This is a genomic window from Sulfurifustis variabilis (genome assembly GCF_002355415.1).
Taxonomy (GTDB): domain Bacteria; phylum Pseudomonadota; class Gammaproteobacteria; order Acidiferrobacterales; family Sulfurifustaceae; genus Sulfurifustis; species Sulfurifustis variabilis.
In genome coordinates this window covers 2,021,370-2,038,208 of sequence record NZ_AP014936.1, presented here as the reverse complement: position 1 = coordinate 2,038,208, position 16,839 = coordinate 2,021,370, and the positions used below count along the sequence as shown (strand labels likewise).

General features: G+C 67.0%; 9 protein-coding genes. All 9 read left to right on the top strand.

Translation table 11 applies throughout. The features are described from left to right. Positions 1-174: 174 nt before the first annotated feature. The 9 genes from SVA_RS09740 (at position 175) to SVA_RS09700 (ending at position 16,835) form a co-directional block, all read left to right on the top strand. Positions 175-810: a tetratricopeptide repeat protein gene (locus SVA_RS09740; protein WP_096461038.1), complete on the top strand. Its 636-nt coding sequence runs from the start codon at positions 175-177 to the stop codon at positions 808-810. A 10-nt stretch (positions 811-820) separates the two neighbouring features. Continuing rightward, positions 821-1,105, top strand: coding sequence for a hypothetical protein (locus SVA_RS09735; RefSeq protein ID WP_096462905.1), 285 nt, complete (start codon positions 821-823; stop codon positions 1,103-1,105). 41 nt (positions 1,106-1,146) lie between these two features. Further along, a complete protein-coding gene (locus SVA_RS09730; protein WP_096462904.1) occupies positions 1,147-1,809 on the top strand; it encodes a MotA/TolQ/ExbB proton channel family protein in 663 nt (220 codons plus the stop codon). A 1-nt stretch (position 1,810) separates the two neighbouring features. Further along, positions 1,811-2,299, top strand: coding sequence for an ExbD/TolR family protein (locus SVA_RS09725; RefSeq protein WP_197703151.1), 489 nt, complete (start codon positions 1,811-1,813; stop codon positions 2,297-2,299). Further along, positions 2,296-2,793, top strand: a complete 498-nt coding sequence (locus SVA_RS09720; protein WP_197703150.1) for an ExbD/TolR family protein — start codon at positions 2,296-2,298, stop codon at positions 2,791-2,793. The genes SVA_RS09725 and SVA_RS09720 overlap by 4 nt, the downstream gene beginning before the upstream one ends. A 2-nt stretch (positions 2,794-2,795) precedes the next feature. After that, positions 2,796-4,136, top strand: a complete 1,341-nt coding sequence (locus SVA_RS09715; protein WP_096461037.1) for an AgmX/PglI C-terminal domain-containing protein — start codon at positions 2,796-2,798, stop codon at positions 4,134-4,136. Positions 4,137-4,148: 12 nt separating this feature from the next. Then, the gene (locus SVA_RS09710; RefSeq protein ID WP_096461036.1) at positions 4,149-4,358 is read left to right on the top strand and encodes a hypothetical protein; all 210 of its coding nucleotides are present in this window, start codon (positions 4,149-4,151) and stop codon (positions 4,356-4,358) included. A 211-nt stretch (positions 4,359-4,569) separates the two neighbouring features. Next, the gene (locus SVA_RS09705) at positions 4,570-4,785 is read left to right on the top strand and encodes a hypothetical protein (RefSeq protein WP_096461035.1); all 216 of its coding nucleotides are present in this window, start codon (positions 4,570-4,572) and stop codon (positions 4,783-4,785) included. A gap of 11 nt (positions 4,786-4,796) precedes the next feature. Then, on the top strand, positions 4,797-16,835 hold the full coding sequence (locus SVA_RS09700) for a DUF11 domain-containing protein (protein WP_148665435.1): 12,039 nt from the start codon (positions 4,797-4,799) through the stop codon (positions 16,833-16,835). The last annotated feature ends 4 nt before the right edge of the window (positions 16,836-16,839 follow it).

Genomic DNA, 16,839 nt, shown 5'->3' with positions numbered 1-16,839 from the left:
ACGGGCTCCGGAATCGCAACTATCTCCTTAACTAGCCGGCTCGACGCGCACTTTCGGAGCGTCTCGGCGAGCCGTCCATCGGATGAGGTGCTTTACGGCCGTGGCCGCACACAACCTTCCCGGGTCTCAGCGGTCCGGACCGAACCGAGTGATGGATAGGGACGTTTCACCCGCATGACGCATTTCACTGCGCCACATTCCCCCTTTGGTCTTCTCGCGGCCATGGCCGTGCTGATGCTCGCCGGTTGCGCCGTCGGTCCGTCCCCGAATCAGGCTGGTCGGGCGGAAAGTGACAAAAGCGCGTTCACCGGCCATGAAAAAGTAGATGTAGACGCCGATGTGCGCAGCGATTTCGAGGCCGCGATGAGACATTTGAGGGCGGGTGAGTACGAGAAGGGCGTCGAACTCCTGAGCAGCGTGACCCAGCGTGCCCCGGGGCATACCGCCCCGTACATCAATCTCGCGATCGCGTATCGACGCATGGGGAAGCTCCCGGCGGCGGAGGAGAGCATCAAGAAGGCGCTGAGGCTCGACCCGGTCCATCCCGTGGCCAACGTCGAGTACGGCCTGATCTGCCGCAAGACCGGCAAGTTCGCCGAGGCGCGGAAGGCCTATGAGCAGGCCCTGACGCGCCATCCCGGTTTCCTGCCGGCCAGAAAGAACCTGGGGATCCTGTGCGACATCTATCTGGGCGATCTCGACTGCGCTCTCTCGCATTACCGGACGTACAGCGCGGGAGCGCCGGACGACAAGAACGTGCCGATCTGGATCGCCGATGTGGAAAAACGACTCGACCAACAGAAGCGCTGAGGTGCCCACCATGAATCCAAGAATCGTCCTCGCGATGTTGTTGTGCGCAGTGAACGTCGCGGCGAGCGCGGAGGGCGGCAGGAGCGCGAGCAACGAGGCGAAGGAGCTTTCGGGCATGTCGGTGCTCGGCAACAACGAGACGCCGAAGGCGCTCTACATCGTTCCGTGGAAGAGCTCGGAGATCGGTCTCGAGACCGACCTCCGCTCGGGCCTCCTGAACGACGCGATGTCCCCGGTCGACAAGGAAGTGTTCATGCGTCAGCTGGAGTTCTACGAAATCAGTGCCGGCCGCTGATCCTTACAACGTACATGGCTTTTCTTCTCGAGGGCTGAATGATGGAACTGTTCAACACAATCGTGAGCTTCATTCAGGATGGCGGGGCGTTCATGTATCCGATCCTGCTCGTCGGCGCCGTCGGCTTCGCGATCGCAATCGAGCGCTTCGCCAAGCTGCTGCTCGTGCGCAAGTCGAACGAGGCGATGTGGAAGGAGCTCCACCCGGTGCTCGTCGAGGGGGACTTCGACAAGGCCCGCGAGATGACGTCGGGAGACACGTCGACCGTGAGCCAGCTCCTGAGCCTCGGGCTCGCGCGGCAGGGCGCGGTCCGGCGTCGGGACGACATCGAGATTGCCATGGAGGAGGGGATGATGGAGATCATCCCGCAGCTCGAGAAGCGGACCTCGTATATCGCGCTGTTCGCGAATATCGCGACGCTGCTCGGTCTGCTCGGCACCATCATCGGCCTGATCCAGGCGTTCAATGCGGTCGCCAACGCCAATCCCGCCGAGAAGGCGGACCTGCTGTCGGCCAGCATCTCCGTCGCCATGAACACGACGGCGTTCGGGCTCATCGTCGCCGTGCCGCTCCTCCTTGCCCACGCGTACCTGAACTCGCGCGCGCAGGAGATCATCGACAGCCTCGAGATGGCCTCGGTAAAGACACTGAACATCATCTCCTCGACGACCCAGCGCAATTACCAGGTCAACAAGGCCGCCTGAGATGCTGCGCCGGCACCACTACAAGCGGCACAAGGAGACGCCGGAGCTCGACGTCACCACTTTTCTCAACCTCATGGTGGTGCTGATCCCGTTCCTCCTCATCACCGCCGTGTTCTCCCGCATCACCATCATGGAGCTCAACCTGCCCACCGCGGCCGGCGGGCCGTCGTCGAGCAAGCCGCAGCTATCCATCGAGGTGATCCTGCGGAAGAACGTGCTGCAGATCGGGGACGGGCGAAGCATCGTCGCGTCGATTCCGAAGAACGGCGAAAAGCACGACCTCAGGAAGCTTTCCGATTACCTGCAGCGGCTGAAGGCGACGTACCCGGAGAAGGATGACGCCACGCTGCTCGTGGAGCAGGACATCGCCTACGAAGACATGGTCCACGTGATGGACGCGGTGCGGATCGTGGAGCTGAAGCAGGACGGGCAGGAGGAAGTGCAGAAGATGGAGCTGTTCCCCGCGATCTCGGTGGGCGACGCGCCGTGAAGAGCACGCGTCGCCTGAAGCGCATGGCGCGCGCGACGAAGCGCCAGAAGGTCGGGCTCAATCTGACGTCGCTCATGGACGTCTTCACGATCCTCGTGTTCTTCCTGCTCGTGAACCAGTCGACCGTCGAGGTGGTCGAGCCGCCCAAGGAAATCAAGCTGCCCGACTCGGTCGTGGAGGCCAAGCCGCGCCAGACCGTGACGATCTTCGTCAGCGCCGACGCCGTTCTGGTGCAGGGCGAGCCGGTGGTATCGATCGCCGACGTGCTGGCGGCGAAGAGCGAGAACATCGCGCCGATCGGCGACCGGCTCACGGCGCTGCGCGACAACATCATCGGCATCAACACCGCCACCGTCGCCAAGAGCAACGAGGTGACGATCCTCGCGGATCGGACCATTCCGTTCAAGGTCCTCAAGCGGCTGATGTCCACCTGCACCAGCACGGGATACACGCGGATCTCGCTCGCCGTTAACCAGAAGGCACACCAGGGCTGACCGTGTCCGTCGCCGTTTCGCAAGAGCAGCAGGACCTGAACGCGCAGATCGCGGAGGTCCGCGACACCATCAACGGCCTGAAGGAGAAGCTCCGCCGCGTCGACGGCGAGCTCGAGGCGCTCGCGGGCGAGCGTGAGCGGTACGAGCTGCTCGGGGAGATCTGCCGCGGGCTCGACAAGCTCGACGAACTCGGCGCCGCCGACCTGTTCTGGGGCGAGCAGGCGGGTACGCGGGAGACGTCGGATCGCCTTGCGAAGGTCCGCGAGCGAGCGGGCGTGTTCGCGGAGAAGCTGACGGCGATCGAGCAGCGTCGAAAGCCGCTCCAGGACGAGATCGACCGGCAGCTGCTGCGGTTCGACCAGCTGAGCGACGAGCTTTTCGAGCTGCAGGAACGCGAAGAGAACATCAAGTACGAGTTCGTCGTTCATCGCGAGCTCGTCGTGCCGCCGTACACCCCGCCCGTCATGCCCTGGGCGGAGGAGCCCGACGACCGCCGGCGGTTCCGCAAGTCGTTGCTCGTCGCCCTCCTGGTGGCGCTCCTCTTCGGAATGGTCATGACGATTTGGGTATTGCCGCCTCCGGAGGAAGCCGACGTCACCGAGATTCCGGAGCGCCTGGTGAAGCTGGTTCAACGGGAAAAGCCGAAGCCGCCCGAGCCCAGGCCGCTCGAGCCGAAGAAGCCCGAGGAGAAGAAGGACGAGAAGACCGAGCCGAAGCCCGACACGCAAAAGGCGCGCGCCAGGGCGGAGCAGACCGGGATCCTGGCGTTCAAGAACACGTTGACGGAGCTGATCGACGACGCCACCGCGTCGAAGCTCGGGGCGGACGCGCGCATCAGCACGAGCGGAGAGCAGGCGACCGGCCAGACGCAGCGCTCGCTGGTCGTCGCGCAGGCCCGGGAGGGAAGCGGTGGCATCAACACGGCGTCGTTGAGCCGGAACGTCGGCGGCACCGGCCGCAAGGTGGGCGGCGTGCAGTTCACGCGGGTCGAGAGCTCGGTCGGCGGCCTGCAGGAGGCCGATCGGCCGCTCAGCGACGGCGTCGGTCCGTCGCGTACCGACGAGGAGATCCAGATCGTCTTCGATCGCTACAAGGCGACGCTCTACCGTATCTACAACCGCGAGCTGCGCAACGACCCGACGCTCAGGGGCAAGATGGTGCTGCGCATCACGATCGAGCCGGGCGGAGAGGTGTCCGCCTGCTCGATCGAGTCGACCGATCTCGCGTCGGCGGTGCTCAAGGCCGAAGTGGTCGCGCGCGTCAAGCGGTTCAACTTCGGCCCGAAAGAAGGCGTGCCGCGGATCACGATTCTGTATCCCATCGATTTCCTGCCGGCGACCTGAAAGAGGGACGACATGAACGACATCGCGGGAGACATTCGACTGGCCACGTCGAGATCCGTGCGCCGGGAGAATGTGACGCTGAGCGAGCGGCCGCACACCGACGCTTCCCGTCTTCGGCCGCGCGCGCGCCCGGTCGCTGTGCGGATCGCGACAGCGGCCCGTTTCGGGATCGGTCGCAACGCGTTCCTCCACCTTCGCACTTCGGCGATGTCGCGGGCGTGACGTAGACAGCCTCCCGCCGGCGGAAACCAGCGAATCGTCTCGGTACGGCTACCGGGTCTGCACCCGGCGGCGCGTTCGTGCGCGCGTCACGAATACGACGTTGCCGTGTGCGACAAGCAGGCAGACGGCCGGCATGGCAAAGGTTTTTCGCGACGGCTAGAGCTTATTGAGGAACTGCAGTAGCAACGATGCGTAAGAGGCAGAGAGCTTGATGGGCGGCTTTGTCAAGCGGGCCATTCGTGCAGTCAACGCGTTGTTGACTGCCGACGGTCTCTCGTTGCCGATCGCTTGCGCAGCGTCCTCCCCTCCGGCGCTCGGCGACGCGACGCGTGGCGCGGCATTCGACGCGCGCGTGTATTCGGCGGCGTCGTCGATCGGCAAAGGCCGGATCGTAACGAACAAGCGTTCCGAGCGGCGGCCGGATTGAATTCCGAATCCTTGTCTGCCCTCGCGAGGCGCGCTGCCTGGCTGCTGCCGGTTCTGCTGGCGATGTCGCCGTTCGGCGAGGCGATGGCGGATCACTGTCCGGCCACCAATGCCGTGACGATCACTCACCGGCCGCAGAGCTACTGCGAGCTCTGCGGCACCGGCCAGGTGGCCCTTCGCGTCACGTACTCCGGCGGAAGCTCCGCGCATGACATCACCCATCTGGTCATCAGCGAGAACTTCGGAAGCTCGGGGCTGGTTCCTATTCCCGGAACCACCGTCATCACCGCGCAAAACGGCGGCGGGGATCCGGCGCCCGCGGGTTTCGACCCGACCCAGACAGGGACAACGTATAGCTGGGATCTCGGCAGTTTCCAGCTCGAAAGCGGACAGAGCGGCGGCGGCAACGCCCGATGGGTCGAGATCACCTTCCAGGTGCGGCGCGAGAACGGCGTAACGGAAGAGGGGCTGTGGACGGCGAGCAAGGCCGTCTCCGCCGCCGTCACGTACACCTCCACCGACGGCGACGCCTGCGGCGTGGAGACGCAGAACACCAATCTGCCGTTCCGGGCGCCGAACCCCAACGTCGTCAAGCTCGGCCGCAACGCCGACGCCGGGCAGACGGCCGGCGAATACGCCGATCCGGTCTACGGCCACAACAACGACGACGTCATCTGGCGCATCGAGATCCAGAACAACGGCCTGGCCGACATGCAGGACGTGAGGCTCGACGACCTGATGGCGGCCGACAACCTCGTGATCAATTACGCCTGCGCGAGCGAGGCGGCCGCCGCGACCATCGCCGGCAACAACGGCGGCGGGCCGATTCCGGCCGGATGCGTCGCCGCCAGCAACACCGTCGACGACTTCGAAGTGGCCGATCCGTTCGGTGCCGGCGGGACGACGAACTACCTCAATGGCGGCGCCACGAACGGCTTCACGCGCAACCTGAATGGGCGCGACATCGACGTCGACGCGGGGGGCAGCGCCTTTATCTATCTCGTCGGCAAGATCACCGCCAACGGCTCGTGCATCAATGGCGGCAGGACCAACACCGTTTCCGACGTCCAGTTCGGGTGCGAGGCGGACGGACCGAGCGTCGGCGGCATCGCCGCAAGCGGCGACACCGCGGTGCTGCACACGTATCACGGGGACGTCCTCAACCAGCTGACCATCCAGCGGAGCTTCACGGGCGTCAATACGGTCGGTACGACGACCGTCTCCAATCGGCCCGTCGGTGCCCGCGGGCTCGTGACGTTGACCATAACCAACAACACCGGGGGAACGATCAAGGACATCGTCCTGGATGACGTGCTGCCGCCGCAATACGTCGTCGATCCGACCTACTGGACGTCCGACACCGGCCTGACGAAGAACCTCCCGGTGCGCGGGACGCCGGTCGCGGGCGAGAGCTCGATCGATCCGTTCTACAACGCCTACGCCGGGATGGTCGATCGCGTCACCTGGCTGAACCCGCAGGGATCACTGGCCTCACCCTCGCAGGATCCGTTGCAGAATACGGCGCCGCGCTTGCGTCTGTGGAGCAGCACGTCCTACACGGATGGCGGCGTCACGTACGAGCACCTCCTGCGCCACGGCGACGTGGTCACCGTGACCTTTCCCATCGTCCTGATCAGCCAGGACCGTGCCAGCGTCGAGCCTTACGACCTGGTCGCGAACCTCGACGTCACACCCGAAGTGACGGGCGACGGCACCGACCCCGCGTACACGGCGTCGCTGAGCAATCAGCTCACGGCGGAATACAGGACCTTCTGTGCCGGTCAGGGCAACGACGGGCCGGGCCGCTTCCGATTCTCGTACAACAACGCCAACATCGCCGCCTTCCCCGAGGACCTGGACGTCGCGATCACGGACAGCAGCAACAATCCGGGCGCGGTGTTCATCCTGACGAACGACCCGAACCAGCAGTTGCCCCTGCGGGTGCGCGTCACCAACAACGGCGGCCACGACGTGACGAACTACCGCCTTTTCGTCAGTTTCGGCGCGACCATGGAAGTGGTTTCGGCGCCGTCCGGCTGCAGCGTCGTCGCGCTCAGCGGCACACCGCCGCAGCCCAATCCCTGGAAGGTCTGGGTCGACCCGGAGCCCATACCGGGCACCGCGACGGTGTATCAGTGCACCTCGCCGGCCAGCATTCCGCCGGGCGCGACCCGGAACTTCGATTTTGCCGTGATCAAGACCAGCGATCCGGCCCGCATCCAGCTCGACGACCTCACGTTCCGCGCCGATGTGGTGGGCGAGATCGTCCTGCACGACGGCACGCCGCTGTGGTTCCCGACGCCCATCGTCCGACCGGACGGGCAGCTCGATCGCGCGAACAACTACAGCCTGGACGGCGTGCGGCAGCGGGTCATCGGTTTCAACCTCGTCAAGACGAACCTGGGGTGTAACGAGAACGAGCCGCCGCTCTTCGATCCGGGTCCCTATACGAAACCGGCACAGCGGGTCGAGATCGGCGAGGAGTGCAGCTATCGCGTGCAGACGGGCGGCTGGTTCGGTTTCGAGACACCGGGGTTCGTCTATATCGCGGTGCGAAACGTCCTGGTCACCGACAGCCTGCCCGCCGGGCAGGGCTACGTCTCTTCGACCAATCCGTATCTCACGAGCTCCGGGCAGATCGCGGGCATCTCGCTGATGGGAGTGCCCGTGCCCCCTCAGCCCAACGGGCTGATCGCGCCGGGGGCGCCGTTCAACTGGGCGTTCAATCAGGAAACCGGATCGTGCCGCGATGCGGTCAATCCGTCGCACCAGTGCATCACGCAGCTCGAAGAATGGTTCGAGGCGGGCGTGACGGCCCGGGTGCTGAACAATCCGATCAACGCGCGCGCCAACCCGAACCAGCATACGGCCAACAGCCACAACGTGCTGGTCTCGACTTTCGACGCGATCTTCGCCGACGACACGGGCGACTACGCCTACAGCCTCGGCCCCAGCACGGTCGGTTACCCCAACGAGCCGATCCGCCGCGAGGACCTGACGATCACCGAGCCGCACCTGGTGGTCGAGAAGCACGTCTGTAACGAAAGCCTGCATGGTACCGGTACGGCGTGCAATAACTGGACCACGCTGACCGACGAAGGCGACACGTACGATTCGTACATCTTCCGCATCACCGTGCGAAACCAGGCCACGGTGAACGGGCTCGCGAGCTCGCCGGCCTACGACGTGGTGGTGACGGATACGCTCGACAGCAGCGACCTGATGTACATCGTGCCGTTCGCCGGCGACGGGCTGGACAACGACGGCGACAGCCTGGTCGGCGGCAGCGACGCGAACGAGGGGACCATCAGCGACAACGTCGTGCTGAACGGCAGTCCTGCCGTCATCACCTTCTCGCATACCCACAGCACGGCGTTGCAGCGCATCAATCCGGGCTCGGAAGTGCAACTCTATTACCGCGTCGATCCGGATCAACGCATCGCGCCGATGCAGGTTCTGACCAACATCGTCGGCGCCGGCTACGACACGTTGGCGGGCAGCACGAACGAGAGCGGCAATCAGACCGTCGACCCGCGGCCGACCGGCGACATCGGCGGCGCGCGTTCCTACACGAGCGCCACCGCGCAGGCGCAGGTGCAGATCATTCCGCTGCAGACTTTCCCGAAGGAGATCACGGCGCTCTCGGCGACGCCGCTCGGGGGTTCGCCGCAGGAAGTGAAGATCGGCGAGGAGATCCAGTACCGCCTCACGGCCCACCTGCCGGTCGCGAGGCTGCGCGGCTTCTTCATCCAGGATTATCTGCCGGCCGGCGTGCGATGCAGCGAGGCGCCGGTGGTCGACCTGAGCCAGCCTCCTTATGGCGCCGCCGGATTCACGCGACCCGACGGCAGCCCGGTGCCGCCGGTCGTGCCCTCGTGCACCGACAACGCGGTGGTGTGGAACTTCGGGGACGTCGTCCTGACGCAAAAGCCGCCCGGGAGCAGCTACTTCGTGTTCCCGGTCTCGTTCATCGCGCGCGTCGACAACGCCGCCGCGAACGACGAGGGCACGGTGCTGAGCAACGGGATGCCCGCCACGAACACCACGCTGTACTACCTGAACGATCTGGGCCAGCAGGTGGTCCTGGAGTTCGGGCAGATCGACGTGGTCGTCCGCGAGCCGGACGTCGCGGTGACCAAGTCCTTCGCGCCGGTCGTCAACGCGGATGCCGGCGACGAGCTGATCGTGACCGTGACGGCGACGAACAACGGTACGGCCGGCGCGTACAACCTGCGCGTCCTGGACGATCTCGTCGATCGGCAGATGACGTTCATCCAGGGCAGCGTCAGCGGCACCGATCCTCCCGCCGCCGACCTCGCGACCCTCGGCGCCAACCGGCCGATCTTCACCTGGGCGCCCACGAACCCGCTGGCCCCGGGCGCCACTCGCACCTTCACCTTCCGCGTGCGCGTCGACACGAGCGTCCAGCCGAGGCAGATCCTCGAGAACCTGCTTCAGGCCGCCTGGACCTCGCTGCCGTCGCAGGCCACGGCGCTGAACAGCGCCGGCCAGATCGGCGTCGACGGCAGCCTTACGGGAATGCGCATCGGCCGCCTGCCGCATAGCGACCCGGCCGATCCGATCAACGATTACGAGTCCGTCGCGACGGCCTCGGTGTCCGTGCCGCCGCTGACCATCGCGAAGGCCGACAACGACCCGGGCGTGGTTCCCACCATCGGCGCGCAAAAGTCGTTCACGGTGGAGGTCGGCCTGCCGGAAGGCACCACTCTGGCGCTGGCGGTCACGGACGCACTGAACAGCGGCAGCGTCAGCTACGTGCTGACGCGCGAGCCCGGCTTCGACGTGTCGTACGAGTTCCTCGGTATCGCGAGCATCAACGGCCAGCCGCCCGCGGAGGCGGCATTCAACGCGTATCCGGCCGACGGCGCCTCGGGCAGCATCGTCTGGAACATCGGCACCGTCGTGACCCAGACGGAGAACGATCTCGCGGTCAGCGCGATCAGTCCGCGCATCCGCATCACCTACCACGCGCGCGTCAACAACGATCTGGACACCGACGCCGGCGACACGCTGCGCAACGCGGTAGTCGCGACGTACACCCACGGCGAGACGGGCGCGACGGAGTCGATCACGGCAACGACGAGTCCGGTCACCGTGGTGGAGCCCGTCCTCACGGTCAGCAAGACGGCAAGCAACGTCACGCCGGGCAAGCTGCCCGGAGACCCGGCGAGCGGCGGGGACGTGCTCGAGTACGTCGTCACGATCCCGAACGGCGGCACGGCTGCGGCGCGCGACGTCAACGTGGTCGATACGCTGCCTCCGAGCCTGACGCTCGATGCGGGCTTCACGGCGACCGCCACCGTCAACGGCGTCGCGGTGAGCGGCTTCGTGGCGGCGCCGGCGAACGCGCCGGATGGGCCGCTCGTATGGGGTCGGGACAACGGCGACGGCAGCCTCGATATTCCGGCCGGGCAGTCGCTGGTGTTGACGTACCGTGTCGTCGTTCGGGAGGTGGGCGGCTCGCTCACCAACAGCGTCTGGGTCGACTGGACCTCGCTCGACGGCGCGAGCGTGTACGAGCGGACGGGGGCGGGGTGCCCGGGCTGGACCGCGCCGAACGATTACTGCGTCGGACCGGCATCGGCGACCACCGGCTCCGTCGACACCACGACGTTCGCCAAAACCTTCGTGGCCGATACTTACGACACCGCGCCGCTCAGCACGGCGGCGGACGCGATCGCCCGTATCGGCGACGTCGTCACGTACCGCCTCGCGCTCAATCTCCGCGGCGGCTTGACGCGCGGCGTGCAGGTTCAGGACACCCTTCCGGCCGGGATGGCCTTCGTGGACGTCGTCAGCGTCAACGGCGACGCGGCGGCCGACTATACGCCGCCCGCCGGCGGTCCGGGCTCGAACTTCGCGTACGCGCCGATCTCCGCCGCCGACGTGCCCACGCCGGGCCAGACGGGCGTGCTGGTGTGGAGCCTCGGCGATATCGTCCACGATCCGGTCGGCAACCCGACCGGCACGTTCGAGATCGTCTATCGGGCACGAATCGTTCCCGATGCGGGCATCGCCCATGTCGCGTCCACGACACTCACCAACAACGCCGCACTGAGCTACGTCGGTTCGCCGGCGCTCGCGGACGGCGAGACCATCACCGCGCGCCAGCCGATCATCGGCGTGGTGACGAAGACCGACCGGGGCGGCCGCACGAGCCCGGCCCCGGTGAACGTCGCCACGGACACGATGGCGTTCCGCCTGCAGGCGTGCAACGCCTCCGGTCAGGCGCCGGCCTACAGCGTCCTGATCACCGACACGCTCGCCACGCAACTCGACGAGACGAGCATCGCCGGCCCGACCAATGGCGCGGGCCAGCCCGATGTCGCCATCAACGGCCTGCCGGCGTCGGCGGGAGCCGACTACGTCTACACGGCGCCCGCCGCGCGCGGCGGCACGATGACGTTCCGGCTCAATACCCCGGTCAACCCGGGGCAATGCGTCACGATCGATTACGACATCGGCTTCCATACGGACTTCGGCGCCAACCAGACCTGGAACAACAGCGCCACCGTCATCGAATACTGGTCGTTGCCGGCGCAGTCGGGTCAGCGCTACGGGCCGGTGGGCCCGGCCACGTTCGCCATGCACAACGTGGCCAACACCGAGCCGCCGACGAAGACAGTCGTGTCGCCCGCGGACGGGGAAGCGACGATCGGCGAGGAGATCGTCTACCGCGTCACCGTACCGGGCACGGCGGTCAACGCGGCGATGCACGACGTCGCCATCAGCGACGTCCTCGACGCGAACCTCGAGTTCGTGAGCGCAACGGAGGTCAGCGGCAACAACTTCACGCTGGTCGACAACAGCGTGCTGCCGAGCCAGGTCAACCTCTCCATCAGCCAGATCCCGGCCGGGCAGCAGGCGATGGTCGACCTCCGCTTGCGCGTACGCAACAACGAGGGCACCAACGCCGGCGTGCTGTTGAACAACAGCGCACTTTACACCTATGCCAACACCCCGGGAGGCACGACCATCGGCGGCGGCAGTGCCTCGGCGGGAGCCGTCAGGATCGTCGAACCGCTGGTCACGGCGGGCAAGACGGTCGTCAACGCATCGAACCCCGGTAACCCGCCGAGGGCGGGAGACATCCTGCGGTACACCCTGACGTTCACCGGATCGGGCGGGGCGGCGGGCGACAACTTCGCCGACGCGTTCGACCTGAGCATCGTCGACACGCTCAGCCTTGGGCTCGAGTACGCCGGAAACGCGACGGTGAACGGAGCCGGGAACACGCTCGCCGCGGCCCAGACCAGCGGCGACGGCGTCACCGCGCCCCAGACCGTGACCTGGGGCCCGGCACCAGGCAATGCGGACATCGACATCGTCGAGGGGACGGCCGTCACCGTCTCCTACGACGTGCGCGTCCTGGGTACGGTGCTCGCGAATCAGACGCTGAGCAACAGCGTCGTCGCGCAGTGGACCGGCATCGACGGTCCCAGCGCCCACGAGCGCAACGGCACCGCGACGCCGGCCTATAACGACTACTACACCGCGCCCGTCACGACCTCGCTGACCACCGGCGACAACAACACGGCCGCCAAGGCGCGTCTGACGGACACCTATGGGCCGGGCGACGCGAACGTGCGCATCGGCGACCTGGTGGAGTACGAGCTGCGCCTCGGGCTTCAGGAAGGCACCCACGGCGACGTGGTCGTGACGGATACGCTGCCGCAGGGACTGCGGTTCGAAGGGATCACGAGCGTCAACGGCGAGGCCAGTGCGCCCTATGGCGCGGTGCCGCCCTTCGCGCATGCGGATCTTTCCGCGCCGGCGGTCTCCGGCGACGCGGCCACGGGTCCGACGATCTTGACGTGGAACCTGGGCGACGTGGTCAACATGCCGAACGGCAATGGCGCCGACGACGCGTTCGTGATCGTCTACCGCGCGCGTGTGCTCAACGAGGTTCTCGCGCAGGCCAACGCCATCGCGCTGAGCAACGACGTAACGCTTTCGTACGCCACGGCGAGCGGGACCGCCACCCGGACGGCGGGCGAAACGATCACCGTGCTGCAACCGAACCTGGCGGTGACCAAATCGGCCGTCGCGGCCGGCGGAGACGCGGTCATCCAGGCGGGTGAGGTCGTCACCTACACCGTCGACATCATCAATAGCGGGACGGCGCCGGCCTACGACGTCGTGCTGCGGGACGTCATTCCGGCGGGGCTGCGCAACGGTGCCGCTACCGTCACGGTGGTCGGCACGTCGCTCCTGTCCGGTTCCGTGCTGCCGGACCTGGCGCCGGTGTACGACGCCGGCACCGGAATCGCCACCTGGAACTTCGATACCGGCGTCGCGGACGCCTACACCATTCCGGCCGGCGACACGCTGCGTCTCGTCTACCGCGTGCAGGCCGACGCCGACCTGGGCGCTGGTCTGACGATGACGAACGCGGCGCAGGTGCAGCTGTACTACTCCTTCGACGACGAAGCGGTGCCGGGCCTTGGCGGGATCGGCGGCGTACGCGAGGTCTATGGCCCGACCAACACCGCGTCGGCGACGCTGACCACGGCCCTGCCCGGCGCGCTGGCCAAGCAGAACCCGTCCGGCTTGACGACAGTGTCGATCGGCCAGCCGTTCACGTACCGGATCACGGTGCCGGCCACGCCGGTCCCGACCGCCCTGCACGACGTGCGCATCCTCGACGACCTGAGCGCCACGGGCGCCGACCTGCGCTTCGTCAGCGTCGCCAAGGTGTCCGGCTCGCAGCCGTGGACGCCGGTCAACACCGGCACCGCGACGAACCTGGTCATCGAAGATCCGGTGATCGGCATCGATATCCCGCCCAACGAGCAGGTGGTGATCGACATCACCGTCGTGCTGGGCGACTCGCCCACGAACGCAAGCGGCCTGCAGTTCAGCAACACCGCGTCGTACACGTACAACGCGGTGGCGAACGATCCCGCGACCCGGCAGCCCGGGAGCGGGGCCACCACCGGCACCCTGACCATCGTCGGTCCGGATCGGGTGACGCTCGACAAAACCGGCCCGGCGCAGATGCGTCCGGACGTGCCGGGTACGTTCACGGTGACCGTTCACAACACGTATGACGCCGGCACCGATCCCGCCCACGTGGGGCCCGCCTGGGGCCTGACGGTGGTCGATCGGCTGCCCAACCCGTCGCCGGGCGGCATGTGCGACGCGGCGCCGACGATCCAGAGCGCCGGCATCTACGACGCGAGCAACAACCTGGTGATGTCGCTGACGGCCGGGACGCACTACAGCGTGAGCGTCACGACCGGCAGCCCCAATTACCTGGGGCAGCCGAGCTGCGACCTCACGCTGACGCTGCTCGGATCGACGGTCTTGCCGGCGCATCACCGTCTGATCGTCAACTATCAGGCGCGGCTCGACGCCGACAATCCGAACGGCCAGCCGCTGACCAACGTGGCCGCCGCCACCCGGTGGTACGGCGCAAACCCGGCCGGCGGCGCCACACCGCATGCCTATGTCGGCGCTCTCACGGACGGAACCATCGGCGTGCTCGACAACCAGGACGCGCACACCGTCGGGGTCCAGACCGCCGTGCCGGTGTTCCAGAAGACGGTGCAGAACATGACCAGCGTCGGCAGCCCGACGGCTTCGCCGGGCGACGTCCTGCGCTACACCCTGATGATCCGGAACACGAGCGACGTGCCGGCGACCGGTCTTACGCTGCTGGACGAGCTCGATCGATTGAATACGCTGCCGGTGTTCCAGCCCGGCACCCTGACGCTCGTGACCGTGCCGGCCGGCGCGGATTCCGGCAATACGAATCCGACGGGCGGCGCGAAGGGCACCGGGCTGATCGATATCCGAAACCTGAGCCTGGCCGGGACCGACGGCGCGCCCGGGGGGCCGGACGAACTCCTCGTCGTGTACGAGGCGCGGCTGGTGACGTCCATCACCAACGGCGAGGTGATCGAGAATCAGGCCCGGCTACTCGGGGTGGGGGCGGGGCCGGTCGACAGCGACGACCCCAACGTCAACGGAGCCGATGACCCGAACGTGTCGGGCGACGAAGACCCGACGCAGATCGCGGTCGTGTCGGCGCCGGACTTCCGCGTGCTGAAGACCTCGCAGGACGTGACCGGCGACGCGGCCACGCTGATTCCGGGCGACATCCTGCGCTATACCATCACGGTCAAGAACGTCGGCAACGAAGACGCGACGAACGTCGTGTTGCAGGACGCGATTCCGGCCAACACCACCTACGTCCCCAACAGCACCTCGCTGAACGGCGTGTCGGCGCCGGACGCCGGCGGCGCGTCGCCGCTGCAAGCCGGCATGCTGATCTCCGCGCCGGGGAGTCCGACACCGGGCGCAATGCGGGCGGACGCCGATCCGTCCGCGAACAACGTCGCCACCGTGGTGTTCGACGTGATCGTGGATGCCGACGCGAGCGACGGCGCGATCGTCTCCAACCAGGGTTTCGTGAACGGGACGCGCTCGAGCGGAGCCGCGTTCCCCGCTAAACCCTCCGACGACCCCACGACTCCGGCCGTGGACGATCCCACGGTCGACACCGTGATCCGGCCCAACGGTATCGTCTACGACTCGGTGCGCCGCCAGCCGATTGCCGGCGCCACGGTCAGCCTGCAGCGGATACTGCCCGGGTTGCCGGCGCCCGTGGACGTATCGAGCGATTGCTTCAACGATCCGGCGCAGCAGAACCAGGTGACGCCGGCCGGGGGCTACTACAAGTTCGATCTGAACTTCAGCCGGCCGGACTGCCAGCCGGGCGACGACTATGTCGTGACGGTCAAGGCGGCGCCGGAGGGATACGACGTGTCCGCCCCGTCGCGGATTCTTCCACCGACGACCAGCGCGGCGACCGCGCCTTATTCGGTGCCGTTGTGTCCGGCGGACGCCGTTCCCGCCACCACGGACCGCTGCGAGGCGCAGGCCTCCGACCTCGTGCCGACGGGCGCGGCAGCGACGACGTACTACCTGCATCTGACGCTGAACAACGGCCAGGTCCCGGAAGATAGCCAGATCTACAACAACCACATCGCCGTCGATCCGGACATCGAACAGGCGATCGCCATCAGCAAGACGACCCCGTTGATCAACGTCACGCGCGGCCAGCTGGTGCCTTACACGATCACGGTCAAGAACACCCTGGGTGGCGTGCTGCCGGACGCCGCGATCGTCGATACCGTGCCACCGGGGTTCAAGTACGTCGCGGGAAGCGGTCGTCTGGACGGAAGGCCGGTCGAGCCCGCCGTCGCCGTCGTCTCTCGAACCGGGCAGCAGTTGAGGTGGGAAAACCTGCAGCTCGGCTACAACGAGACACACGCCATCAGGCTGCTGCTGGTCGTGGGTTCCGGCGTGGCCGAGGGCGAGTACGTCAACCAGGCGCGAGTCGTCAGCAGCGCCCTGGGAAACGCCTCGGCTGTCGCGACGGCCACCGTACGCGTCGTACCCGATCCGACGTTCGACTGCACCGACATCATCGGCAAGGTCTACGAAGACGCCAATCTGAACGGCTACCAGGACGACGGCGAGAAGGGCTTGCCCGGCGTACGCGTCGTGAGCGCCCGCGGGCTCGTCGCGAAGACGGACGCGCACGGCCGCTTCCACATCACCTGCGCGGCGGTGCCGAACGAGGACCGCGGCGGCAACTTCATCCTGAAGGTCGACGACCGATCGCTGCCGGCGGGCTATCGCCTGACGACGGAGAACCCGCTCGTCCAGCGCGTGACCCGCGGCAAGGCGGCCAAGTTCAACTTCGGCGCGGGGCTCCACCGCATCGTGCGGCTCGACATCGCGGACGGCGTGTTCGAGCCGAACACGACGGAAGTTCGCCCGCAGTGGGTGAGTCGCTTCGGGTTGCTGCTCGAGGAGCTGCGCAAGGGGCCCGCGATCCTGCGGATCTCCTATCTCGCCGACGTGGAGGAGCCGGGGCTGGTCAAGGCGCGCCTGGCGGCGATCAAGGAGGAGGTGGCGCGGCGCTGGGCGGCGCTGAATTGCTGCGACCGGCTGACGATCGAGACCGAGATCTTCTGGCGGCGCGGCGGGCCGCCGGGCCGGAAGGCCGCCGGCGACTGAGGCG